Annotated in this window: 8 protein-coding genes and 24 pseudogenes; 22 read left to right on the forward strand and 10 right to left on the reverse strand. The window is 74.6% G+C overall.

Annotated elements, in window-relative coordinates; all coding sequences use genetic code 11:
• The first annotated feature begins 44 nt into the window (after positions 1–44).
• The 20 genes and pseudogenes from UK94_RS72505 to UK94_RS36005 all read left to right on the forward strand — a co-directional run.
• On the forward strand, positions 45–1,307 hold the full coding sequence (locus UK94_RS72505) for a glycoside hydrolase family 6 protein (protein WP_055748302.1): 1,263 nt from the start codon (positions 45–47) through the stop codon (positions 1,305–1,307).
• A gap of 227 nt (positions 1,308–1,534) precedes the next feature.
• A complete protein-coding gene (locus UK94_RS00965; protein WP_235486025.1) occupies positions 1,535–2,872 on the forward strand; it encodes a glycoside hydrolase family 6 protein in 1,338 nt (445 codons plus the stop codon).
• Positions 2,869–3,552 carry an SCO family protein gene (locus tag UK94_RS00970; RefSeq protein WP_055748304.1) on the forward strand — a complete coding sequence of 228 codons (684 nt, stop codon included), beginning with the start codon at positions 2,869–2,871 and terminating at the stop codon, positions 3,550–3,552. Before UK94_RS00965 ends, UK94_RS00970 begins: the two co-directional genes overlap by 4 nt.
• 135 nt (positions 3,553–3,687) lie before the next feature.
• Positions 3,688–4,266 (forward strand): annotated as a pseudogene (locus UK94_RS35940) (lipase); the annotation flags it as partial.
• Position 4,267: 1 nt separating this feature from the next.
• Positions 4,268–4,953, forward strand: a pseudogene (locus tag UK94_RS35945) (lipase family protein); the annotation flags it as partial.
• 228 nt (positions 4,954–5,181) lie between these two features.
• A complete protein-coding gene (locus UK94_RS00980) occupies positions 5,182–6,279 on the forward strand; it encodes a type IV toxin-antitoxin system AbiEi family antitoxin domain-containing protein (protein WP_041939600.1) in 1,098 nt (365 codons plus the stop codon).
• Positions 6,280–6,371: 92 nt separating this feature from the next.
• Positions 6,372–8,279, forward strand: coding sequence for a methylmalonyl-CoA mutase subunit beta (locus UK94_RS00985; RefSeq protein WP_055748305.1), 1,908 nt, complete (start codon positions 6,372–6,374; stop codon positions 8,277–8,279).
• The coding region (locus UK94_RS35950) for a methylmalonyl-CoA mutase family protein (protein ID WP_235486027.1) at positions 8,279–9,135 on the forward strand (857 nt) is incomplete at its 3' end. The genes UK94_RS00985 and UK94_RS35950, both read left to right, overlap by 1 nt.
• A 1-nt stretch (position 9,136) precedes the next feature.
• Positions 9,137–9,665 (forward strand): annotated as a pseudogene (locus tag UK94_RS35955) (methylmalonyl-CoA mutase family protein); the annotation flags it as partial.
• 1 nt (position 9,666) lies between these two features.
• Positions 9,667–9,861, forward strand: a pseudogene (locus tag UK94_RS35960) (methylmalonyl-CoA mutase family protein); the annotation flags it as partial.
• A gap of 1 nt (position 9,862) precedes the next feature.
• Positions 9,863–10,528: pseudogene (locus tag UK94_RS35965) on the forward strand (cobalamin-dependent protein); the annotation flags it as partial.
• Positions 10,529–10,569: 41 nt separating this feature from the next.
• Positions 10,570–10,718: pseudogene (locus tag UK94_RS35970) on the forward strand (methylmalonyl Co-A mutase-associated GTPase MeaB); the annotation flags it as partial.
• Between the two features lies 1 nt (position 10,719).
• Positions 10,720–10,878 (forward strand): annotated as a pseudogene (locus tag UK94_RS35975) (methylmalonyl Co-A mutase-associated GTPase MeaB); the annotation flags it as partial.
• Between the two features lies 1 nt (position 10,879).
• Positions 10,880–11,004 (forward strand): annotated as a pseudogene (locus UK94_RS35980) (methylmalonyl Co-A mutase-associated GTPase MeaB); the annotation flags it as partial.
• 1 nt (position 11,005) lies between these two features.
• A pseudogene (locus UK94_RS35985) lies at positions 11,006–11,301 on the forward strand (methylmalonyl Co-A mutase-associated GTPase MeaB); the annotation flags it as partial.
• A 1-nt stretch (position 11,302) separates the two neighbouring features.
• Positions 11,303–11,589 (forward strand): annotated as a pseudogene (locus UK94_RS35990) (methylmalonyl Co-A mutase-associated GTPase MeaB); the annotation flags it as partial.
• A gap of 317 nt (positions 11,590–11,906) precedes the next feature.
• A partial coding sequence (locus UK94_RS01000; protein WP_313949436.1) for an Hsp70 family protein occupies positions 11,907–13,630 on the forward strand: 1,724 nt, incomplete at its 3' end.
• 1 nt (position 13,631) lies between these two features.
• A pseudogene (locus tag UK94_RS35995) lies at positions 13,632–13,760 on the forward strand (hypothetical protein); the annotation flags it as partial.
• 1 nt (position 13,761) lies between these two features.
• A pseudogene (locus UK94_RS36000) lies at positions 13,762–14,091 on the forward strand (molecular chaperone DnaK); the annotation flags it as partial.
• A 1-nt stretch (position 14,092) separates the two neighbouring features.
• Positions 14,093–14,452, forward strand: a pseudogene (locus UK94_RS36005) (molecular chaperone DnaK); the annotation flags it as partial.
• Between the two features lie 2,257 nt (positions 14,453–16,709).
• Here the strand turns inward: UK94_RS36005 and UK94_RS01015 are convergent.
• From UK94_RS01015 to UK94_RS36025, 6 genes and pseudogenes are all read right to left on the reverse strand, one after another.
• On the reverse strand, positions 16,710–18,759 hold a 2,050-nt coding region (locus UK94_RS01015; protein ID WP_235486031.1), incomplete at its 5' end, for a hypothetical protein.
• Position 18,760: 1 nt separating this feature from the next.
• Positions 18,761–19,460 (reverse strand): annotated as a pseudogene (locus tag UK94_RS36010) (serine/threonine-protein kinase); the annotation flags it as partial.
• A gap of 226 nt (positions 19,461–19,686) precedes the next feature.
• A pseudogene (locus UK94_RS72510) lies at positions 19,687–19,781 on the reverse strand (hypothetical protein); the annotation flags it as partial.
• Position 19,782: 1 nt separating this feature from the next.
• Positions 19,783–20,097, reverse strand: a pseudogene (locus tag UK94_RS36015) (phosphate ABC transporter substrate-binding protein); the annotation flags it as partial.
• A gap of 1 nt (position 20,098) precedes the next feature.
• Positions 20,099–20,294: pseudogene (locus UK94_RS36020) on the reverse strand (hypothetical protein); the annotation flags it as partial.
• 1 nt (position 20,295) lies between these two features.
• Positions 20,296–22,137: pseudogene (locus UK94_RS36025) on the reverse strand (Hsp70 family protein); the annotation flags it as partial.
• A 286-nt stretch (positions 22,138–22,423) separates the two neighbouring features.
• Between UK94_RS36025 and UK94_RS36030 the strand changes: the two are divergent.
• Both UK94_RS36030 and UK94_RS01025 read left to right on the forward strand, forming a co-directional pair.
• Positions 22,424–22,621, forward strand: a pseudogene (locus tag UK94_RS36030) (class I SAM-dependent methyltransferase); the annotation flags it as partial.
• Between the two features lie 47 nt (positions 22,622–22,668).
• Positions 22,669–23,245, forward strand: a pseudogene (locus UK94_RS01025) (class I SAM-dependent methyltransferase); the annotation flags it as partial.
• Between the two features lie 32 nt (positions 23,246–23,277).
• Here UK94_RS01025 and UK94_RS36035 read toward each other — a convergent pair.
• The 4 pseudogenes from UK94_RS36035 to UK94_RS36050 form a co-directional block, all read right to left on the reverse strand.
• A pseudogene (locus tag UK94_RS36035) lies at positions 23,278–23,429 on the reverse strand (hypothetical protein); the annotation flags it as partial.
• Position 23,430: 1 nt separating this feature from the next.
• Positions 23,431–23,782, reverse strand: a pseudogene (locus UK94_RS36040) (CBS domain-containing protein); the annotation flags it as partial.
• 1 nt (position 23,783) lies between these two features.
• A pseudogene (locus UK94_RS36045) lies at positions 23,784–23,938 on the reverse strand (hypothetical protein); the annotation flags it as partial.
• Position 23,939: 1 nt separating this feature from the next.
• A pseudogene (locus UK94_RS36050) lies at positions 23,940–24,109 on the reverse strand (CNNM domain-containing protein); the annotation flags it as partial.
• Between the last annotated feature and the right edge of the window lies 1 nt (position 24,110).

A 24,110-nucleotide genomic window follows, 5' to 3' on the forward strand; every position in this document is an offset into this window, starting at 1 on the left:
CCGACGCCGGGGTCGGCGAGGCCACCGTCGAGAGGAGTGACTTCGTGCCGACGTCCAGGTCCCGGGCCGCCGCGCCCATGCCGCCGGGCGGCGACCGGGTGCGGCCGGCCTGGCCACGCCGGGCCCCGGACCCGTGCGGCCGGGCAGGGCGGGCCTGGCGCCCGCGCGCCGGCGGGCGTCCCCGCGGGGTCGCCGCCGTCCTCGCCCTGGTCGCGGCGCTGGTCGTCACGCTGGTCGGGTGCGGCCCGGGCGGGGGGAAGTCGGCCGGGGGCGCCGGGGGGGCCGGCGGGGCCGTGGGCGCGGCCGGTGCCACGACCGCGGTGCCCGCCCCGGACCCGACCCGCTGCCCCGCGGGCGGCGGCGCCGGGGGCGGTCCGTCCCTTGCTGGCGGCGAGGCCGCCGCCGGGTCGGCCGACGGCGCCGCCGCGCGGGGCCGCGCGCCCCGGGGTCCGTTCCTGGTCGACCCGGCCGGCCAGGCGGCGCAGCAGGCCCAGGCACACCCGGCCGAGGCCGCGGCCATCGCCCCGCTCGTGCAGACCTCGAGCGCCTTCCCGGTCGGCGACTGGGTGACCGACGTCGTCGGTGAGGTCCACAGCCGGGCCGCCGCGGCGGAGGCGACCGGCGCGACCGCCGTGTACATGGTCTACGCCATCCCGCACCGGGACACCGGGGGCGTCTACTCCGCCGGCGGGCTGCCCGACGCCGCCGCCTACCGCCAGTTCACCCGTCAGGTCGCCGCGGGTATCGGCGGCGCGGCGGCGGTCATCGTGCTCGAACCCGACGCGCTCGGGCAGATCGACCGGCTCGACGCCGCCCAGGCGGCGGAACGCTACGCGCTGCTGCGTGACGCGGTCGACGTGTACGGCGCGCTGCCGGCGACCAGCGTCTACCTGGACGGCGCGAACTGCGGCTGGATCGCCCCGGCGGTCATGGCCGGGCGGTTGGCGCAGGCCGGGATCGCGCACGCCCGCGGCTTCGCCGTCAACGTGGCGAACTACTACCGCACCGAGGACGAGGCCGCCCGCGCCGAGGTCCTCTCCCGGTTCGTCGGGGGGGCGCACTACGTCGTCGACACCTCCCGCAACGGCCGCGGACCGGCGGTGGGGCTGACGAACCCGTGGTGCAACCCGCCCGGTCGCGGCCTCGGCGAGAAACCCACGACCAGCACGGGATATCCGCATGCCGACGCGTTCCTCTGGGTGAAGACGCCCGGCGCCAGCGACGGGGAATGCGGCCGGGGCGATCCGACGGCGGGCGCATGGTGGCCGCAACAGGCCGCGGAGCTCGTGCGCAACGCCGCGGGCTGAACGTCCGACTGAACGCCCGACTGAACGCCCGACTGAACGCCCGGCTGAACGCCCGGCTGAACGCCGACCGGTTATCCGCGCCCCCCGGACGGGGGAGGGAAGTCTCCCGGTACGGCAGATTCCCCGGTACCCGCCGGTGTGTCGCCATTGTGGCGGTCGATATGCTCTTTCCCGACATCGGGGCACTGCGCGTCAACGCCGCGCGGTCGCGTGCATTCGGAGGTCGTGTGTCGGACGCCTCGGGGCACCGCCGTCATCGTCGTCCCACCCCGGGGGTGGGCCGGGTCCCGGCGGCCGCGGGCGCCGCGCGAGGTCACCACGGCCGGTTCTTCGCGTTGCTCTGGCCGTTCGCGGCGCTCATGGTGTGCGCCGGCTTCGGGCTGGAACAACTCGTCATCGAGCCGGCCTACGGGTCCTCGGGCGGATCGAGCACGGTCGCCGCGCAGCCCGGCATCATCACCCTCACCCCCGCCCCGGCGCCGGCGGCGCCGACACTCGCCTCGTCGGGCCCGGTCCCGGGGGCGAAGGTCGGCGTGGCCCTCGCGCCCGCCGCCCGTGCCACCCGGCCGGTGGCGTCGGCCAGCCCGGCGGTCACGGTGGTCGGGCCCACCGTCGCGGGCGCCGGGGGTTCCGGCACGCCGACCGGCGCCGCGGCGCTGCCGGCGGTCGTCGCTGCGACGGCCGGCGACCCGTTCGCCGCCGCGACCCTCTACGTCGATCCCGCCGGTGACGCGGCCCAGGCGGTGCGCACATTGCGCCAGAGCGATCCCGCCGGCGCGCAGACGCTGTCCCGACTGGCCGACCGCTCCCACGCGGACTGGTTCGGCGATCCGGATCCCGCCACCGTGCGCACCCGCGTCGCCGACCGGGTCCGGGTGGTGCGGGCGGCCGGCGCGCTGCCCGTGCTCGTCGCCTACGCGATCCCGCAGCGCGACTGCGGCGGTGGCCAGTCGGCGGGCGGGGTCGGCGGCGAGTCCGCCTACCGGGCCTGGATCGCCGCCTTCGCCGCCGGCATCGGCTCCGGCCCCGCCGCGGTCATCCTGGAGCCGGACGCCCTGGCCCAGATCGACTGCCTGGCGCCGGCCGCCGCCACCGCCCGGTACGCCATGCTCGGCTACGCCGTCGACCAGCTCGCCGCGGTCGGGGCCGAGGTTTACCTCGACGCCGGCAACGCCTCCTGGCATTCGGTCGCCGACACCGCCGCCCGGCTGCGCCAGGCCGGCGTCGCCCGGGCCCGGGGCTTCGCCCTCAACGTGTCGAACTTCGACGAGACCGCCGACGAGACGGCCTACGGCGACGCGGTCGTCGCCGCCCTCGGCGGCACCGCCCACTACGTCGTCGACACCTCCCGCAACGGTCGGGGGCCGGCGGCCGACAACGCCTGGTGCAACCCACCCGGCCGAGGCCTGGGCGTGGCTCCCAGCGGCCGGACGGGCAACCCGCGCGCCGACGCCTACCTCTGGATCAAGGTGCCCGGCGAGTCCGACGGCGCGTGCAACGGCGGCCCGGCCGCCGGCGGATGGTGGCTCGACTACGCCCTGGGCCTGGCGAGCAGGGCCGCGTGACCCTGCGCGGCAGGCCGCCGCGGTGGGGCCGCGCGGCGGTTCTGGTCGGTTGCCTCGTCGCGCTGCTCGGTCTGCTCGCCGCCTGCGGGCCCGCCGGCGGCTCGGGGTCGCCGGCCGGGGGACCGGTGCACCTCGACGACGTCAGCGGCGCCACCGGGGTGCGCGGCGTGCGCCTCGACCCCCCGGTACGCCTGCCCGGCGTGACCCTCACCGACACCGCCGGCCGGCCGTGGACCCTGCCGGCTGCCGCCGACGGCCGGCTCACCCTGCTGTTCTTCGGCTACACCTCCTGCCCGGACATCTGCCCCACGACGGTCGCCGACCTCGCCGCCGCGGTGGGTCTGCTCACCCCCGCGCAGCGCGACCGGGTCCGGGTGGTCGTCGCGACGACCGACCCGGCCCGCGACACGGGCCCGGTCCTGCGCCACTGGCTCGATCAGTTCGACCGGTCGTTCGTCGGCCTGACCGGGCCGGTGACGGCGGTGACCCGACTCGCCGACACGGCCGGCGTCACCTTCAGCACGCCGACGCCGGCCGCGGATGGCACGATCGTGGTGCCGCACGGCAGCCAGGTCACGGCGATCGGCCCGGACGGCGTCGCCCGCGTCGGCTATCTCGCCGGCACCGCCGTCGCCGACTACGCCCACGACATCCCGCTGCTGCTCGCGGGAGAGAGCTGAGCGCGGGGCCCGACCGCCCGGCGCCCCGCGACGGTGGCGAGGGGAGCGGCCCGCATGCCCGACTGCACTCGGGCGCGCGCGTCCCGGAGTCGTCGTCGCTGTCCGGGCCGTCGGCCGCCTTCAGCGAGCGTGCTCGTGGCACTGGCACTGAATCTGGCACTGAGTCTGGCGCTCGCGCTGGCCGGCTGTGCCCCGGCTGGCGGGGCGCCGGGTGGTGGTCAGGCGTCCTCGTCGGCCGCCGAAGGCGCGGCGAGGGCGGGCGTCGAGGACGCGGCCGGCCGGCCACCCTACGTCGGTCCGGTGGCGGCGCCGGCGGGGGAGGGGTTCTACCGCCCGCCCGCGCCGCTGCCCGCCGGGCGCCCCGGGGACGTCCTGTGGTCGCGTCCCGTGCCGGCGGCGGGGTCGTTCGCCACGGCCGGGGCGCGGGTGACCCAGGTGCTGTACCTGTCCGCCGGGGCGCTCGGCAGGCCGATCGCGGTCAGCGGCACCGTGCTCGTCCCCGCCCACCCGGCCGGTGACGCGCCGATCCTCGGCTACGCCCCCGGCACCCAGGGGCTCGGCGACGACTGCGCGGCGTCGAAGGGACTCGCCGTGGGCGTCAACCTCGCCGTCGGGGCGATCACCCAGGCACTGGCCCGGGGCTGGATCGTCGCCGTGCCCGACTACGAGGGCCTCGGCACCCCGGGCGAGCACACCTACGTCGTCGGACCGGCCNAGGGACACGCGCTGCTCGACATCGTGCGGGCCACCCCCCGGGTCGTGGGGGTCGCCGCCGCGGTACCCCGGCGCGTCGGGCTGACCGGCTACTCGCAGGGCGGGGGAGCCGCGGTGTGGGCGGCGCAGCTCGCTCCCGCCTATGCGCCTGACCTGGACCTGCGCGGGGTCGCCGCCGGTGGCGTGCCGGCCGACCTGGTGGCGGTCGGACGCGCCCTGGACGGCCGGGGCGCCGCCGGGCTCGGTCTCGCGGCCGCGGTCGGCCTCGACGCGGCCTACCCGGAGCTGCGGCTGGACGCGCTGCTGACCGCGTCCGGGCGCGGCGTGTTCGCCGCCGTCCGCACCGCCTGCTCGCTCGCCCTGGTCACCGGGTTCGCCGGCAGGCGGATCGCCGACCTGACGACCGCCGATCCGATGACGCTGCCGCGCTGGCGGGCCCGGCTGGCCGAGAACACCCTGGGACGGGTGGCGCCCCGGGTCCCGGCCTACCTCTACCACGCCACCTCGGACAGCCTGGTGGCGTTCGACCAGGCGGCGCGCCTGCGGACGCAGTACTGCGCCCGGCGGGTCGCGGTGACCTGGGCTCCCTTCCCCGGCGACCACATCGACGGCGTGGGGCGCACGCAGGACGCGCTGCGGTTCCTCGCCGACCGCTTCGCCGGCCTCCCGACGCGCGGGAACTGCTGACCCGTGCACCGCCCTACACCGCTGTACACCGCCGCACATCATCGCGCGCCGCACGTCGCCGGACGCCATTCTTCGACCATTTCTTCGAAGCGCCCCGCGGCGATTATGGGAAATGGTTGTCGCCGTTCGGGGGATTCGTGATCTGCTCTCCGTCCATCGTCCCGGCGGTTATCCACAGCCTTCCTGGTGACACTGGCTGGCGGGTCGATTCTGTTGGATTCTCGGTTCATGACCTTCTCCCACTCGGCCTCGACCCCGCCGACCCGACCCGTCGTCCGCCGCTACGCCGGGCTCGACCCCGCCGTCGCGCTGGCCCGCCGGCAGGGCGGGGTGATCACCTTCCGGCAGGCGATGTCCGCCGGCCTGACCCGCGGTCAGCTCCGCCAGCTCGTCCAGTCCGATCAGTGGAGCCACCCCGTTCGCGGCGCCTTCGTCGTCCCGGTCGCCCCCCTGTGGGAGGACGTCGCCGGCCCCGGCGACGAGCGGCCGTGCTCGGGTTGGGTGCCGCAGCCGGTGCCCGGCGGCGCGGTCCCGGGGGTGTTCGCGCCGCCTCCCTTTCCGCTGTCGGCGCGCGTGCGGGCGGCACTCGTCGGCCGTCCGCACGCGGTCGTCTGCAACATCACCGCCGCCCGGCTGCTCGGTCTTTCCGGTGCGGAGCCGGAGAGTCCCGCCGAGCCCGTGCACCTGCTGCTGCCGCCCCGGCTCACGCGGGCGCAGCCGCGGGGAATCCGGCTGCATTTCACCGAACTCGGCGCCGGTGAGCAGATCGACGTGGCCGGGATTCCCGTCACCTCGCCGGCGCGCACCGTCGCCGATCTCGTGCTCGCCGCGCCCAACCGGGAGGCCGCCGTCACCGAGATGGACGCCGCCCTGCGCAGCGGGGTCGTGCGGAACCTGCGGGCGGCCCGCGAGGCGGCGGCCGGGCGCCGGGGCTTCCGGCAGACGCAGGGCTGGTGGGACCTGGCCGACGGGAGGGCGGAGTCGGCCCTCGAGACCCGGCTGCGGCTGCTGCTCGCCGACGCGGGGCTCGCGCCGCCCCAGCTGCAGTGGCCGGTCCAGGACGGCGGCCAGTCGATCGCGAAGCTCGACCTCGCCTGGCCGGAGCACCGGCTCGACGTCGAGGCCGACACCGCCACCGCGGCGAGCTCCGCCGAGGTTTTCCACCTGGAGCGGCTGCGCGGCAACCTGCTCGCCGCCCGGCGGTGGGCGGTGCTGCGGTTCAGTGAACTGGACGTCGCCTGGTACCCGGAGCGGATCGTCGCCGCCGTCGACCGGTTCCTCGACTCGCCCGCGGCGTGGGACCTGGAGCAACGCCGCGCCTCGTGAGCATCGCCACCATCCGGACAAAGGCGTGCAAGGACTTGTGACAGGAAGTACATTCCAAGCCGTCCGGGCCTCCCACGCCTACGATCCGGAACATGAGCGTTCCCCCGGCCGGGCTGTCGCTGGCCGCAGACTTTCCGGAGGCCACCCGCGCCGAGTGGCAGCAGCTCGTCCTGGGCGTCCTGCGCAAGTCCGGCGTGGCGACCGAGTCGAGCGCCGCCGGCGAAGTCGAGGAACTACTGGCCACGCGGACCTATGACGGCCCGCTGATCCGCCCGCTCTACACCGCCGACGACCTGCCTGCCGGCGGGGTGGGCCTGCCGGGCCTCGCGCCGTTCGTGCGGGGCGGTCGGCCCCAGGGTGCGGGCCCCACCGGCTGGGACGTCCGCGCCCTGCACGCCGGTCCCGACGCGAAGCCCGCCGCCGACGCCGTTCTCGCCGACCTGGAGAACGGCGTCACGTCGCTGTGGCTGCGCCTCGGCTCCGGCGGGCTGGCGATCGACGCCCTGGCCACGGTGCTCGGCGAGGTCTACCTCGACCTCGCCCCCGTGGTCCTCGACGCCGGCGCGCAGACCCGGTCCGCGGCGGAGGAGCTCTTCCGTCTCGCCGCCGCCCGCGGCGTGCCCGGCTCGCAGCTCGCCGGCAGCCTCGGCGCCGATCCGATCGGCCTGGCCGCGCGGGCGGGCCTGCCGGCGGACGGGCCGGCGGGGCTGGCCGAGGCGGCGGCCCTCGCGGCGCGCTGCGTGGCCGAGTTCCCGAACGTGCGCGCGCTCGTCGTCGACGCCCAGCCCTACCACCGCGCGGGCGGCAGTGACGCCGAGGAGCTCGGCGCGTCGCTGGCGACCGGCGTCGCCTACCTGCGCGCGCTCACCGACGCGGGGCTGAGCCTGCCCGAGGCCCTCGGGCAGCTCGAGTTCCGCTACGCGGTCACCGCCGACCAGTTCTCCTCCATCGCGAAGCTGCGCGCGGCGCGCCGGTTGTGGTCCCGGGTCGCGCAGGTGTGTGGGGCCGAGCCGGCCGAGCGCGCCCAGCGCCAGCACGCGGTCACCTCGGCGGCGATGATGACCCGCCGCGATCCCTGGGTGAACATGCTGCGCACGACCCTGGCCTGCTTCGGCGCCGGCGTCGGCGGCGCGGACGCGGTGACGGTCCTGCCGTTCGACACCCGCCTCGGCGTGCCCGACGACTTCTCCCGGCGGATCGCCCGCAACACCCAGACCCTCCTGCAGGAGGAGTCGAGCCTGATCCGCGTGATCGATCCGGCCGGCGGCTCGTGGTTCGTGGAGTCGCTGACCGCCGAGCTCGCCGAGGCCGCCTGGGCCTGGTTCACCGAGATCGAGCGGGCCGGCGGGATCGTCGCCGCCCTGGGCTCCGGTCTCGTCGCCGAGCGGATCGCGGCCACCTGGGCGAAGCGCGCCGAGGCGATCGCCCACCGGCGCGACCCCCTCACCGGCGTCAGCGAGTTCCCGAACCTGGCCGAGATCCTGCCCGAGCGCGCCGCGGCCCCGGCCGAGGAGCGTCCCACCGTCGACGGGACGCCCGGCCTGCCCGAAATCCACTACGACGCCGACTTCGAGGCGCTGCGCTCGCGTGCCGACACCCACGCCGAGGCGGCCGCCCGCCCGGTGGTGTTCCTGGCCACCCTCGGCAGCGCCGCGGCGTCGACCGCCCGCGCCACGTTCGCCGCGAACCTGTTCCAGGCGGGCGGCTTCGAGACCCCGACGTCCGGCCCGGGCACCGACCCGGCCGCCATCGCGGCGGCCTTCGCCGCGTCCGGCGCCGCGGTGGCCTGCCTCTGCTCGGGCGACAAGGTGTACGCCGAGCACGCCGCACCGGTGGCCCGGGCGCTGCGCGACGCGGGCGCCCGCCAGGTGTGGCTCGCCGGTCAGCCCGGCTCGCGCGCCCAGGCCGACGCCGAGGCGGGGATCGACGGGTACGTCTTCACAGGATGCAATGCGGTCGCCGTGCTGCAGGCGACGCAGGCCGAGGCGGGAGTGCGCTGATGTCCGTGGACAGCTCGAACCGGCGCGCCGGCGCCATCCCGGACTTCTCCCAGGTGGAGCTCGGCGACCCGCCCGCCGGCGCGGACACGCCCGAGGCCGAGTGGCGCACCGCGCTGGAGTCGGCGACCGGCAAGGACGTCGACGCCCTGACCTGGGACACCCCCGAGGGCATCGCGGTCAAGCCGCTCTACACCGCCGGCGACACCGCGCAGCTCGACTTCCTGCGCACCTACCCGGGCATCGCGCCGTTCCTGCGCGGGCCGTACCCGGCGATGTACGTCACCCAGCCGTGGACGATCCGCCAGTACGCCGGGTTCTCCACCGCGGCGGCGTCGAACGCGTTCTACCGGCGCAACCTCGCCGCCGGCCAGAAGGGCCTGTCGGTCGCCTTCGACCTGCCGACCCACCGCGGCTACGACTCCGACCACCCGCGGGTCACCGGCGACGTCGGCATGGCCGGCGTGGCCATCGACTCCATTCTCGACATGCGCCAGCTGTTCGACGGCATCCCGCTGGACCGGATGAGCGTGTCGATGACCATGAACGGCGCGGTGCTGCCGGTGCTCGCGCTCTACATCGTCGCGGCCGAGGAGCAGGGGGTGGCCCCGGAGCAGCTCGCCGGGACCATCCAGAACGACATCCTCAAGGAGTTCATGGTCCGCAACACCTACATCTACCCGCCGCAGCCGTCGATGCAGATCATCTCGGACATCTTCTCGTACACCTCGCAGAAGATGCCGAAGTTCAACTCGATCTCCATCTCCGGCTACCACATGCAGGAGGCCGGCGCGACGGCCGACCTGGAGCTCGCCTACACCCTCGCCGACGGCGTCGAGTACATCCGCGCCGGTCTGGGNGCGGGCCTGGCGATCGACGCGTTCGCGCCGCGACTGTCGTTCTTCTGGGCGATCGGCATGAACTTCTTCATGGAGGTCGCGAAGCTGCGGGCGGCCCGGCTGCTGTGGGCGCGGCTGGTCAACCAGTTCTCGCCGACGAGTGCGAAGTCGCTGTCGCTGCGCACCCACTCGCAGACCTCCGGCTGGTCGCTGACCGCCCAGGACGTGTTCAACAACGTGGTGCGCACCTGCGTCGAGGCGATGGCCGCCACCCAGGGCCACACCCAGTCGCTGCACACCAACGCCCTCGACGAGGCGCTCGCGCTGCCCACCGACTTCTCCGCCCGCATCGCCCGCAACACCCAGCTGCTGCTGCAGCAGGAGTCCGGCACCACCCGGGTGATCGACCCGTGGGGCGGCAGCCACTACGTCGAGCGGCTCACCTACGATCTGGCCCGCAAGGCGTGGGGGCACATCAGCGAGGTCGAGGCCTCCGGTGGCATGGCGCAGGCCATCGACGCCGGCATCCCCAAGATGCGCATCGAGGAGGNCGCCGCGCGCACCCAGGCGCGCATCGACGCCGGCCGCCAGCCGCTCATCGGGGTGAACAAGTACCGCGTCGACGCCGACGAGGCGATCGAGGTGCTCAAGGTCGACAACTCGGCGGTGCGCACCGAGCAGATCGACAAGCTGCGCCGGCTGCGTGCCGAGCGTGATCCGGCGGCGGTCGAGGCGGCGCTGCACGCNCTCACCGCCGCCGCCGACGCCGCCCGCGACGGTCGTCGCGGTCCGGGCCTGGAGCAGAACCTGCTGGCGCTGGCCGTCGACGCGGCGCGTGCCAAGGCGACGGTCGGCGAGATCTCCGACGCCCTGGAGAAGGTCTACGGGCGCCACTCCGGCCAGATCCGTACCATTTCCGGGGTGTACCGGGACGAGGCGGGACCCGCCGGAAACGTCGCCGCCGCCCGCGAGGCCGCCGCCGAGTTCGAGCGTGCCGAGGGCCGCCGTCCGCGCATCCTCGTCGCGAAGATGGGCCAGGACGGCCACGACCGCGGCCAGAAGGTCATCGCCAGCGCCTTCGCCGACATCGGCTTCGACGTCGACGTCGGCCCGCTGTTCCAGACGCCCGCCGAGGTCGCCCGCCAGGCGATCGAGGCGGACGTCCAGATCGTCGGCGTGTCCTCGCTGGCCGCCGGGCACCTCACCCTGGTGCCCGCGCTGCGCGAGGAGCTCGCCGCGCTCGACCGGTCCGACATCCTCATCGTGGTCGGCGGGGTCATCCCCCCCGGCGACTTCGACGAGCTGCGGGCCGCCGGGGCGGCGGCGATCTTCCCGCCGGGGACGGTCATCGCGGACGCGGCGCTGGAGCTGCTCGCCACCCTGTCGGCGCAGCTCGGCCACTCCGCCGCCTAGGCGGCCCGAGCTGTGGCATCCCAGGCAACGGCATCGCCGGCATCGTGAACCGGCGCATTGATCTGACCGAGTACGCGGACGGCGTGCTGGCCTCGTCGCGGACCTGGATCGCGCGGGCCATCACGCTGGTCGAGTCCAGCCGGCCGGACCACCGGGAGCTCGCCCAGCAGCTGCTGGTGACGCTGCTCCCNCACGCCGGCAAGGCGCGCCGCGTCGGGATCACCGGCGTGCCGGGTGTCGGCAAGTCGACGTTCATCGACGCGCTGGGCACCACCCTGACCGGGCGGGGCCACCAGGTGGCGGTGCTCGCCGTCGACCCGTCGTCGACGCGGACGGGCGGCAGCATTCTCNGCGACAAGACCCGGATGGCCGCGCTGTCGGTGGACCCGGCGGCGTTCATCCGGCCGTCGCCGACCGCGGGCACCCTCGGCGGGGTCGCGAAGGCCACCCGGGAGGCGATGGTGGTCATGGAGGCGNCCGGCTACGACGTCGTCATGGTCGAGACGGTCGGCGTCGGCCAGTCGGAGACGACGGTGGCCGACATGGTCGACACCTTCCTGTTCCTGACCCTGGCCCGCACCGGCGACCAGCTCCAGGGAATCAAGAAGGGTGTGCTGGAACTCGCCGACGTCATCGCGGTGAACAAGGCCGACGGCCCGCACGAGCTCGACGCCCGCCGCGCGGCCCGCGAGCTGGCCGGGGCGCTGCGGATGCTGCAGGGCTCCTCGGGGCCGCGCGACTGGAACACCCCGGTGCTCACCTGCAGCGCCGCCNAGCGCACCGGCCTGGACACCGTCTGGGCGCAGGTGGTCAAGCACCAGGACACCCTCGACGCCTCCGGTGAGCTCGCCGCCCGCCGCCGGCGCCAGCAGGTGGACTGGACCTGGGCGATGGTCCACGACCGGCTGCTCGCCGAGCTGCGGGCGCACCCGCGCGTCCGGGAGATCACGCCTGACCTCGAACGCCGCGTCCGCGACGGCACGCTCACCCCCGCCCTCGCCGCCGACGCGATCCTCACCGCCTTCGGCGAACCCGCGCCACCCTCCGGCACTGGGCAATAACTCCTCCCGCATTCTCCCGCCGCCTCGCGGTTCGCTTTGGTCCCGGTTCCTTATTGTCTTGACTGTCTTGCACCGGACACGAAAATTGCCTGGTCAAGCGTCTACGATGATCGCACCAGCTAGAAGGGCGAGAGCTCCGGCGGTTGGGGGCGGCTCGTGCGTCCCGGAGCGCCTCGGTGATCGTGTGGGTTTCAGGAGTCGCGGTGGGTTATCAGCTAGGCATCGATATTGGATCCGCGAACACGATCGTTGCGGTCGCGGACGGCGGCTGGCCCCGCGTGCTCGAACTCGGCGGGCAGCGGCGGTTGCCGTCGGTGGTGTTCGCGCCGCCGGGAGGCGGCCTGCAGTTCGCCCGCGCGGCGGCCCGGCGCGCCCAGGGCGATCCGGACCGGTCCGCGACCGACCTGCTGCGCCGGCTCGGTGACGGTGGTCCGGTCCTGCTCGGCGGCGCCGCCTACAGCCGCGAGGGTCTGCTCGCCCGCCTGGTCGCCCATCTCGTCGCCCTGGCGGTCGATCAGCTCGGCGGGCCCCCGAACCAGGTGGTGGTGACCTTCCCGTCGTTCTGGTCCCCGGGCCGGCGGGAGACCTTCACCGAGGCGATCACCCAGCTCTCCGGGCTGGAACTGCCGGTCGTGGCCCTGCCCGCCGCCGACGCGATGGGGACGCTGCTCGCCCGCAGTTCGGTGACCCAGACGGTCGACCTCGTCGGCTGGTACGACCTCGGCGCGGGCTTCCTCGACGCCGCGATCCTCTCCTTCTCCCCGTTCGGGTTCCAGGTCGTCGGTGCGCCGGCGGGGCTGCGTCACGGCGCCGGGCTCGACCTCGACGAGCTGCTGGTGGACCGGGTGCTCGCCGCGGCCGGTGCCGCGCCCGCGCGCCTCGACCGGGCCGACGCCGCCACCCGCACCGCGCTCGCCCGCCTGCGCCGCGAGGCCGCGCAGGCCAAGGAGATCCTCGCCGAGGAGGACGAGGTCGACCTGGCGGTGGAGCTGCCCGGCATCGACGCCACGGTCACGCTGACCCGCGGCGAGCTGGAGACGCTCGCCGGCCCGACCGTCGACGACACCGTCGAGACCTTCCGTCGGGCGTTGCGCTCGGTGCCGGCGGGTCCCGCCGACCTCTCCCGCATCCTGCTCTCCGGTGGGGTGGCGCACCTGCCGCTGGTGCTGCGCCGGCTGCGTGCCGCCTTCCCGGAGATCGGCCGGATCGAGCACCGCTCGGACGCGGACGTGGCGATGGGCGCGGCGCTGATCGCCGCCGACCTGGCGGATCGTTCCGCGCGGGCCGGTGGGGCGTTGTTCGGCGCGGCTGCCGCAGCCGGGGCCGTCGAGGAGCCGTACGACGTCACCGCGGTCATTCGTCCGCCGGATGCGTCCAGCCTCACGTCGTTGCCGCCGTTCCTCTCCGGGGTCGGGACGCCGCCGCCGGGAGCCGCCGCCGGGAGCGGCGGGTCCCCCGACGTGAGCGGAGTGACGGTCGCCGCCGGCCCGCTGGGCGCGGGCGGCAGCGGTGCGCCGGCTCGGGCGGGCGCCGATGCCCATGCCCCCGATGCCCATGCCCCCGATGCCCATGCCCCTGGTGCCTATGCCCCTGGTGCCTATGCCCCTGGTGCCTATGACCCCGGTGCCTATGACCCCGGTGCCTATGCCGCCGCCGCGAGCACCGCCGACATCGGTCTGCTTCCCGCCGGCGCGGCAGGTCCGCCCGCGGGTGGCGTCGCGGATGCCGGGGGGTCGCACCGTGCCGCCGGGGGAGGCCGTGCCGCCGGGGGTGGCCGTGCCGCCGGGGGCGGCGGGGGAGACGGCGCTGCCGGGGGAGGCGGCGGGATCTTCGGGTCCCGTCGGGTCATGGTGGCCGCGGCGATCATCGTCGTCCTGTTCGTCGCCATCGGGACGACCGCCGGAGTCGTGCTCACGGGGCGCGACTCGGGTTCGGGCGGGGCCTCCGTCGCCGCGGTCGGGGCCTTCCCGACCACGGATCCGATTCCGCCGTCGTCCAGCCCCTCCGCCGCGCCGCCGCCCGCCGCGAACCTCGTCCGGGTNGCGGGCTCCTCCGAGGTCGCTCCCATCACCGAGACCGCCTACAACGAGTTCCGTCAGACCCAGCGCAACGTCACCGTCAGCATCGAGGCGACCAGCACCGAGGACGGTTTCGCGGCCCTGTGCAGCGGTNAGGCCGAACTCGCCGACGCCTCCTTCGAGCTCACCCCGCAAACCGCCAAGGATCCCGGCTGCGCGAAGAAGGTCGTCGGGTTCGAGGTCGCGCACCACACCCTGCCGATCGTGGTCAACCCGCAGAACACCTGGCTGCACTGCCTCAACCTCAAGCAGGTCAAGCAGATCTGGGGCGCCGACTCGTCGGTGACCCGGTGGAACCAGATCGACAGCTCGTTCCCGGATGAACCGATCGCGTTCGTCGGCCCGCCCCACAACTCGGTGCAGGCGGAGGTCTTCAACGCGACCATCAGTGACGCCAGCGACCGCTCTCGCGCCTACAAGCAGGNGGACCTGAGCGGGGTCGCCAACGACGTGGCCGGTGACCGGTCGGCCATCGGTTTCCTGGACTACCCCACCTACGAGACGTTCGGCGCCAGGCTGCGCGGGGTGGAGATCAACAATGGTGAGGGGTGCGTGGCGCCGACCGCGGTGGCCGTCGGCACGGGGCTTTACCTGCCGCTGTGCAAGCCGCTGTTCGTCTACGCTCGCACCGACGCGCTGCGCCAGCCGGCGACCGCCGCCTTCCTGCGCTACTTCCTCGAGAACGGTCGCAAGATCGCCTTCGACGCGCACTACGTGCCCCGCAGCGACGACACGGTCGGGGAGAACGTCGCCAGGCTGGAGAAGCTGACGACGGGGGTGGGACCNGTGCCCGCCTGAGGGTGCCCGCCTGANGGCGCCCGGCGGCGTCAGGCGACTGAGTGGGTGACGGTCAGCCTCCGGTCAGCGTGGTGCTCGTGATGGTGAGAGTCCCCAGGACTGAGCCGCATCGATTGCTCCTGACCACGGAGGGCGCGAACACCGTCTTGGTATCGCGCGGCGAGGAGCAGGGCAAGCACGTTGCGTGACTGTGGTGCGGTGTCGGATCGNGNCGACCGAGCGCTGCGGCTGTGTGGCAATCCAGCCTTGGTGGGGCAGTGGTCCGGTCCGCCTCGAAACCAGGGCCTTCGATCACCGGCGGTGGNGAGGACGGACCAGTAGGTCGGCGACGCCCTGGGGCGGTCTGGCGGGAGGCTGCGCCGCATCTCGGCGACTTCTCGCTCTCGGGGACTCCTGAGCAGGCCCTCGGCGCGAGGCCGACTTCATACCACGGGGGATGAGGGTGGGGCTGGATCCCTGGCCTGCCGGGACGAGTCCGGCCGTCGGGGCGGGCGAGCGGTGCGCGGGGTAGGCCCTCGAGACACGCTGTCGTTGCTGTACGTCATTAAGTAGCTACTCAGAGTGATAGCTTGCGCGACGTGCCCCCGCGGATCATCCGTCGCGGTTCCGCTGCTGGGGCGCTCCGGCCTCACACCAGGGGAGTAGTTCCATTGCGTAAGTCATCGCTGTTTCTTCTGAGCGCAGCCGCCGCGGCGGCCGCGCTTCTCGGCACCGCGCTACCGGCCAGTGCCGCGACCGCCGACACTGTGGTGACCCTGACCCTCACCGGAGGGGCCGTGAACATCACGGCCCCGGCCACCGCCACCCTCAGCGGAACGATCGGCACGACGCCTGTCACCGGATCCCTCGGGGTCGTCACGGTCACCGACACCCAGGGCATCGAAGCGCCCTCCTGGGTGGNTAGTGTCNCCGCCACCGACTTCACCGCGGCGGGAGGCATCGCCGCGATCCCGGTCACGAACATCCACTACGCGCCGGGAACGGTGACCCGCGTGAACAACGCGGGGACCGCGACCGACGTCGACTTCGTCACCGCCGGCACTCCGGTGGAGACGGTGACGGGCACCGGCGGTCCCGGCATCAACTCGGCGTCATGGAACCCGACGCTGACGGTGGACATCCCGCCCACCGCCGTCGCCGGCACCAACTACACCGCCACGATCACCCACTCCACGGTGCCGTGATCGGGGCTTCGGGATGAACAGAGGCACCCTTCTCGGTGCCATGGCGGTGATGGTCGGGATGCTCGTTCCGACCATCACCGCTCCTGCCGTGTCAGCCGCGCCCCGCAGTGGGACCGTCAACTCCGACGGGACGTTCGGGATCAGGCTGGGNGAGGTCACCGCGTCGCTGTGGAAGGACCCCCGGGCCAGGCAGTACATCGTCGACCACCTCAACCCGGGTGCCACGATGCGCCGCCAGGTGGAGGTCGTGAACAACACTGACGGGCCGATGNGGATCGAGCTCTACCCGGGCGCCGCGAGCCTCGGCGGGAGCTCGTTCCACTTCGCCGAGGGGCGCAAGCCCAACGAGCTGACCACCTGGGTCAGCCTGGACCGCAGTGCGATCGAGGTCGGCGCGCACTCTCGGCAGAAGGCTGAGGTCACCGTCGCCGTCCCCCGCGACGCCTCGCCGGGCGAGCACTACGGCGTGCTCTGGGCGCAGGCGGGCAGCGGGGCGCCGGAGGGCAGTGGCTTCCAGATGGTCAACCGGGTCGGGATCCGGATGTACCTGGACATCGGCCCCGGCGGGCCGCCCGCCGCCGGCTTCACCATCGCCGCACTCACCGCGAGCCGCCTGCTCGACGGGCGACTGGCGGTCGGTACCGAGATCCACAACACCGGTGGTCGGGCCCTGGACATGTCCGGCGATCTCATGTTGACCAAGGGTCCCGGCGGCCTGCGGGCCGGACCGTTCCCGGCGAACCTCGGGACGACGATCGCCCCCGGGGAGGTCAGCCCGGTCTCGTTCGCCCTCGACGGGCAGATACCGGCCGGGCCGTGGACCGCCACGGTGAAGCTGCACAGCGGGCTGGTCGAGCGGACCGCCACGGCGGTGATCCGCTTTCCCGACCGTCGCGGCGCCTCCGAACGGGTCCGCGTGAGTGGCGCCTCCACCCGCCAGGTCGCGGTCACCTCCGCGATCGTCACCGGCGGGTCGCTGGTCGGCGTCGGGACGTTGGTCATGCTCGCGCGGCGGTGGCGCCGACGCCGGTCTGCCTCCTGATCCGCGGTCGGCAGGTGATCAGCTCGCGCAGGCGTCGGACCAGGGGATGCCGGGGACGAGCCGGCTCCACTCGGTCCGACTCGGCGCTGCCCCCGGCTTCGCGCAGGCGCGTTGCCGCAGCCGCTGCGGGTCCACCGTCCCGAGCAGGATCGTGCCCCTGTCGGTGGTGAGCGCGACGGTCCCGGTGGTGCTCGTGCTCATCGCCCGCACCGGCGAGTCCAGCGTGCCCACCGGGATCAGGGCGGGCCCGGTGGCGGCGAGGTTCGAGTAGGCGACGCTGCCGGCGCTGTCCGCGCTCAGGAGCTGGTCGTCGGTGGCGAAGGCGACGGTGGTCACGGGCGCGGCGTGCCCGGGCAGGCGATGCACGACGCGCGGACGGTTCGGATCGGTGACGTCCGACACCTGCAGGTTCCGGTCGTCGCCCCCGGTCGCCAGCAGCGTGCCGTCCGGGCTGAACGCCACCGTGTTGACGGCCCCGGTGTGGCCCGGCACCGAGCCCATCTGCGTGGGACTGCGCGGGTCGCGCACGTTCCACAGCTGGACTGTGCCACCCACTCCGGCGATGGCGAGCACGGCCCCGTCGGGTCGCAGCGCCACCCCGGTGACCGGCCCGGACCGCCCGATCAGCAGTTGCAGAGAGGTGGGCCGGGAGGGGTCGGTGACGTCCCACAGCCCGACCGACCAGTCGACGCCGGCCGTGGCGAGCAGATGAGCCCTGGTGGACAGGGCCAGGCGGTGCACCGGCGTTGACTGGGTACCGAGCGCGCCGAGCGGGCGCGGCCTCGCCGGGTCGCTGACGTCCCACAGCCGGCCGGCGTCGGTGGCCCCTCCGGTGGCCAGTGTCCGGCCGCCGCCGTCGAAGACCACCCCGCTGGCGTGGTCGTCGGCCGAGCCCTGCGCGGCGACGGTCGGCCGACCCTCGCCGTCGAGGCGCCACAGGTGCAGGCGGCCGGCGTCGTCGGTACCGGCGAGCGCCGTGCCGTCCGCGCTGAGGGCGAGATCGGAGTACGCCGCCGCGCCGGCGGGTACCCGCACCGCGGTCGACTGGCCGAACGAGGCGATCAGCGAGTCACGGGCGGCGGCAGTCGGAGCGACCGCGTACGCCGCGAGGCTGAGCCGGGCGGCGAGTTGCGGATCCTGGGCGCGACGCGCGGCGGCGTCGGTGGCCAGCCGTGCCGACGCGGCCGCCCGCTCGGCCGGGTTCGGCGCGCCGGGCCCGTCGCCGCCTCCCAGGACGAGGACCGGAATCGCGACCGCCGCAGCGAGCAGGACCACGAAGGCGGCGGCGAGCACGAGCGTGCGGGGACGGCGCCGGCGCGGACCGGGCTGCGCGTCACCCGCCGCACCCCCCGGTGGCGCGTAGGCGTCGCCCGGCCCCTGCGCCCGAGGCGGAACCGACCCGGGCGAGGAGGCGGACGGCGCCGCCGACGGCACCGAACCCGACACTGCGCCGGGCGACACTGCGCCTGGGGGTAGGCCACCGGGCGGTGGGTTGCCGGGCGGTGGGGTGCGGGACGGGACCGGAGGCGGGGAGGCCAGCGGCGCCGGCGACATCTGGGTCGCCGGCATCGCCCCGGCCGGCGGACCGCCGCCGGCAGTGGGCGGCGGCACCGCCGTCGCGGGTCGTCCGCCGAACGAGCCGGCCGGGGCATCCGTGGCTGCCCCGCCCGGTGCCGCGTGGGGCGCGACCGACCTGCCAGATCCGGATGCGCCGGCAGAGCCGGTGAACCGTCCCGGCGCGCTGCGTCCCGCCGCGCCCTCGGAGCCGGTCACGCTGCCGGCACCGGCGGTGCCGGGTGGCTGCACCGGCGGCGTGGAGGTCGCGGTGTCCCGGCCACGCCGGCCCCACCGTCGGGGCTGAGCGGCAGCGGCGTCGGCCGGCTCGTCCGGCGTCGTCACCGGCGTCGGCCGGGCGGGCAGCGCCCCGCCGCCGATCAGCGCCGTGCGCAGCTCCTCGGCGCTCGGTCGGGCGCCGGCCTCCTTCGCCATCGCGACCTCGATGAGGCCGCGCAGTTCCCCGCTGACGCCGTCGAGCCGGGGCGGCTCGTTGATGATCCGGTAGAGGATCNCCTCCATCCGGCCGGTGCCGAACGGCGGCTGCCCGGTCGCGGCGAAGACCATGACCGCGCCCCAGGAGAAGATGTCGACGGCCGAGGTGATCGGCGCGTCGAGGATCTGCTCGGGCGACATGTATCCGGGCGTACCGATGGCCTGGCGCACGTTCCGGCTGAGCTCGGTGTCCGCGTTGAACTCGCGGGCCAGCCCGAAGTCGATCACCTTCGGGCCGACCGGGGACAGCAGCACGTTGCCGGGGGTGAGGTCCCTGTGCACGATTCCGGCGGCGTGGATCGCGCTGAGCGCGGTGGTGACGCTGACGGCGAGCTGCTCGAGGTCGGCGGGCCGCATCGGGCCCCGGACCGACACGTGCCGGGACAGCGTCGGGCCCTCGACGAACTCGGTCACGAGGTACGGCTGCGGGCCGTGGGGGTCGGCGTCGAGCACGGCCGCGGTGGTGAACCGGCGCACCCGGCGCGCGCTTTCGGCCTCCCGGGCGAACCGGGCACGGAACTCGGGGCGCTGCGCGAGTTCCGGCCGGATCACCTTGATGGCCACCGCGGTTCCGTCGGGGGCCCGGCCGAGGAACACCGTGCCCATCCCACCCTGGCCGAGCCGACCGACCACCTGGTAGGTGCCGAGGCGGCGGGGATCCTCGGGCTGCAGCGGGCGCGCCGTGTTCCCGGACAACGGCGGTGGTGTCGTCCCCGTCACCGTGCCCCACTCCCGCGGGGCCGCCTCGGCCCCGCATGCCCCGCCCCGCAATCACGGCACGCCGGCCTCGGCGTCCGTCTGACCCCATGTTCATACCAGGTGATGATGTAAGTGCAGCGTCTCCGGATCAGACCAACATTGGCGTCTTCACGACGCCGGGCCGCGATCGGGACGGTTAGGCCGGTTTCACGGGCGGAACGCCGGCTGTCAGGTTCTGCACGATGGNGATGTTGTCACGCACCGTGGCGTCGTCGCGGGCGATGTAGTGCGCCTGGGACGTGATCTCCTTCTGGTTCTCCAGGTAGTACCGCAGGAAGGCGGNCACCGCCGGCTTGCGCAGCGACGCCCTGTTCGCGTAGAGGTACAGCGGCTTGCACAGCGGCATGTACATGCCGGTGCCGGCGGTGAGCGCGTTCGGCTCGACGCAGCCGCCGCCGGAGTCGAGCTTGATGGCGCGCACGGCCCGGTTCGTCGTCAGGAAGTTCGAGTAGTCCATGAAGGCGATGGCGCCGCGGTCGCCGTCGACCCGGGCCGGGATCTCGTCGAGTTCCCGGGTCTCGTAGGCGCGGGTGTTCGTCGAACTGCCGGTCATGCTGGCGAGGAACACCTTGGCATGGACGGTCGATGCCGCGGGACCNATGGGTGACAGCGGGACGTTCGGGAAGCTGGGATCGACCTGGTTCCAGCTGGTGACCGTCGAGTCCCGCGCCCAGATGCGGCCGACCTGCGCCGTGGTCAGGCACTGCACCCAGGTGTTCTGCCTGCTCACCACGATGGGCAGCAGGTGGTGGGCGATCTCGAAGCCGGCGACCCGGGCCCCGCAGGCCTTGTCGGNCAGCGCGTAGGAGGCTCCGACGATGTCCGCCCGGCCGGCGCAGACCTGCTGGAACCCGTCGTCCGTGTCGGTGCTGCCGACGCGGACGGTGACGCCCTTCGTCGACTCGCGGAACAGGGTGTACGCAGTCCCGGTGATCGCGGCCACCTCCGCCGACCCCGTCGTGATCACCGCATTGGGGTCGACGGCTCCGCCGCCGGCGCCCGTCCCGCCGGCGCCCGTCCCGCCGGGAAGAGCCCCGCCGGCACCTGCCCCGGTGGAGCCCTTCCCGCCGACGATTCCGGCTGCCCGTTCGGCCGCGCGCATGGAGTCGGCGGGTAGGTGGGGATGTTGATCGACCGTCGAGCGGGGCAGCGTGGCGGCGGTCACCGAGGTGTCGTCGCCCCCGCCGGTCAGCACCAGGCCGAGCGTGACGCTTCCGGCGATGAACACGGCCAGCGCCAGCACGCCCGCCAGGAGTCGTCGCCTCGGCCGGCCGCCCGCCGACCAGCGCCGACGCACGCCGGCCGGGGAGGCGGCGGCGCCCTCGCCCGACGCCGGTGCCGCGATCCCGCGCGGGCCGGCCGACGCCGTCGGGCCGCCGGATCCCGCCCAGCCGCCCGGCGTGGCCGGATCCGGTGAACCGGGACCGTTCGCAGTCCCGGCCGCACCCCCGACGACGGCACCCCCACCCAGCGACGCACCCCCGCCCAGCGACGCACCCCCGGGCACCGACGCACCCCCGGGCACCGACCCGCGGGACGCGCCATCGCCGACGGCCCGCGAGTCAGCCTGCCCCGACGACTCCAGCGTCGGCGGCGGGGTGTGCCCGACGGGCGGCACGCTCGGCGGCGGGGTCGTCGCGAAGGCGGCCGGGCCGAGCAGGACCGTCTCCGAGCTCGCCGGCTCGGCCACGGCGTCGCGAGCGGCAAGCAGCGCCGCGCCGAGGGCGAACTCGCCGTCGTGGCGGATCTCCAGTCGGCCCACGTCCGGGAACTGCTCGCCGAGCAACCGGCCGACCAGCGGGATGCGCGCCCCCGGTCCGTAGACGGCGAGCAGGCCGAGCGGGCCGGCGTCGTTCGTCGCGGCGCGCACCGCCCGGGCCAGCGCGCGGACCGAGTCGTCGAGCAACGGCCGGACGAGCGACTCGTACTCCTCCCGACTGACCTGAACGACGGTGGTCGTGTCGCCGGTGGGCACGGAGACGTCGACGAACGTCTCCTCGGTCAGGACCTCCCGGGCCTCGGCGCAGGCCGCGCCGAGGCGGGCGCCGTCGGCCGAGGCCCGCGGGCCGCCGCGCAGTCGCTCGCCCGCGTCGCCGACCAGCCGGGCGACGTGGGCGTAGAGCAGATCGTCGAGCATCGAGGTCGACACGTCGGCAAGCCCGACCGGCGAACCGACGGCCACGTGGCCGCCGGCCGTCGCGGTGAAGACCGCCGCCTCGAACCAGTGCGAGCCGAGCTGGTAGGTCGCCGCACCGCGCCCGTCGGCCACGGGAGTGGTCTGGGAGAACAGGGCGGCCGTCGCCTCCGTGGAGCTGCGGGCGAGGACGGGCGCGGTGGTCTCCAGGCGGGCGAGCGCGTCCGCGAGCCCCTCCTGCCGGCGCGCCGGCCAGGACGCCGGGCTGGTCACGACGACCAGCTCCGGCGGTTCACCCCGCTGGGCGGTGGCCGTGCGGATCACCGCATCGAGGAAGCGGGCGAGCAGTGCAGCGGCGGTGTAGCCGATGCCGCCGACGAGGATCGGCGTCGAGTCGCCGAGCCAGTGCACGAAGCCGTCGGCGGTCCGCTCCGGCTGGCCGGCCCGCAGCCGGACGGCCGAGCGCCCCACGCGCACCGCGCCGTCGGCGGCGAGATGGAGCACGGTCGGAATCTGNGGCTCGCCTTCGAGGGCGAGGGCGGACGGCCAGCCGTTCTCCGCGATGGCGGCCGTCGAGACGTCGACTCCGGGACTGATGCCGAGCTGGTATCGCACGCGTTCCCCCGAGGTGCCGTTCTGCTTACCCCGGCCCAATCCCCCGTCTGCGCCGAAGCGTGGCACGATCATAACCGTCCACACCCGGCGGATCGCCGGTAGCACGGGACTGATCGCTCTACGATACGAACTGGATGCCGGGCCGCGCCCGGCGCGCCCTGACCCGGGAGGCCGCGTGCTCCGCCGTGCCGCGAAGTTCGAGGTGACGCTGAACCCCACCGCGCAGTCCCTGCTCGCTCCGATGTCCGCCGAGCCTCGCCAGTTCCTGCTGGACCGGGCCCTGGACGAGTTCGTCGCGGACCTCGGCGCGCTGGACGAGGCGGCCGAGGCCATGGTGCCGGGCGCCGCCCGCCCGCGCATCGACACCGCCATCNACGCGNCCGCGCCCGCGGTGGTCGACGGCACCCTGCTCGTCTCCGNCCAGGAGGTGATGCAGACCTGGGAGGCACCGCTGATGCGGGCGCTGGCCCAGGCGGTCACGACGCCGGGGGGAACGGTGCTGGAGATCGGGTTCGGTCTCGGGCTGTCCGCCGGGTTCGTGCAGGAGGTCGGGCCCGCCCGTCACGTCATCGTGGAGGCGAACCCGCAGACCGCCGCGGTCGCCGAGCAGTGGGCGCGGGCCGCCGGCCGGCGTGGCGTGGAGATCGTCACCGGGCGCTGGCAGGACGCCCTCGCCGAGCTCGGCCGGTTCGACGGCGTCCTGTTCGACACCTATCCCATGGACGAGGCCGAGGTCGACGAGTACGTCATGCGCGACGCGACCTTCGCCGAGCACTTCTTCGCACCGGCCGCGTCGGCCCTGACCGGCGGCGGCGCGTTCACCTACTACTCCAACGAGATCGACTCGGTCTCCCGGCGACACCAGCGCGCGCTGCTGCGCCACTTCCGCACGTTCGCGGTCGAGATCGTCGACGGCCTGCGCCCACCCGAGGACTGCAGCTACTGGTGGGCGCCCTCGATGGCCGTCATCGTGGCCCGTGGCCCGCGCCGGTCCTGATCCGCGCCGGTCCTGATCCGCGCCGCGTGCCGTCAGGCGGGCTGGTGTTCCGGCCGGTGACCGCCGCGGACCGCGTCGTCGCGGATCTTGCCGACCAGTTCCTCGAGGATGTCCTCCAGCGCGACGAGTCCCAGCACCGAGCCCTGCGCGTCGGTGACCCGGGCGAGATGGGCGCCCGACTGCTNCATCGTCGCGAGCGCCGTGCGCAGGCTGTCCTCGGCGCCGACATGGGCGAGCGGCCGGATCCACTTCGCCGCCACCGGGCTCGACCGCCGCTCGGGGCGGGTCTCCAGCACGTCCTTCAGATGCAGGTAGCCGGTCATCCCGCCACCGTCCTGCACGGGGAAACGAGTGAACCCGGTGCGCGCGGCGAGCCGTTCGACCTCACGAGGAGTGATCGTCGGCGGAACCGTGACCAGTCCGTCCGGTGCGAGCAGCACGGCGCGCGCCGTGCGCTCCTCGAACGACAGGGCGCCCGTCAGCAGCTCGTGCTCGTCCTCGGCGAGCAGGCCCTCCCGATGCGACTCCTCGATGAGGNCGGCCACCTCGTCACGGGTGAAGACGCTGGCCACCTCGTCCTTCGGCTCGACGCCGACGACGCGCAGCGACATGCCCGCCACCGCGTTCAGCAGCATGATCACCGGCTTGCCCAGCCGGACGACGCCGACCAGCAGCGGAGCCAGCAGCAGCACGNCCCGATCCGGCAGGGCGAGCGCGATGTTCTTGGGCACCATCTCGCCGACGACCACGTGCAGGAAGGTCACGAGGGCGAGCGCGATCGCGAAGGACACCGGGTGCAGCAGCGCCGAGGGCAGCCCGGCCGCCGAGAAGGGGCCGTGCAGGAGGTCCGCGATCGCCGGTTCGN

The organism is Frankia sp. AvcI1 (genome assembly GCF_001420875.1).
GTDB classification, from domain to species: Bacteria; Actinomycetota; Actinomycetes; order Frankiales; family Frankiaceae; genus Frankia; species Frankia alni.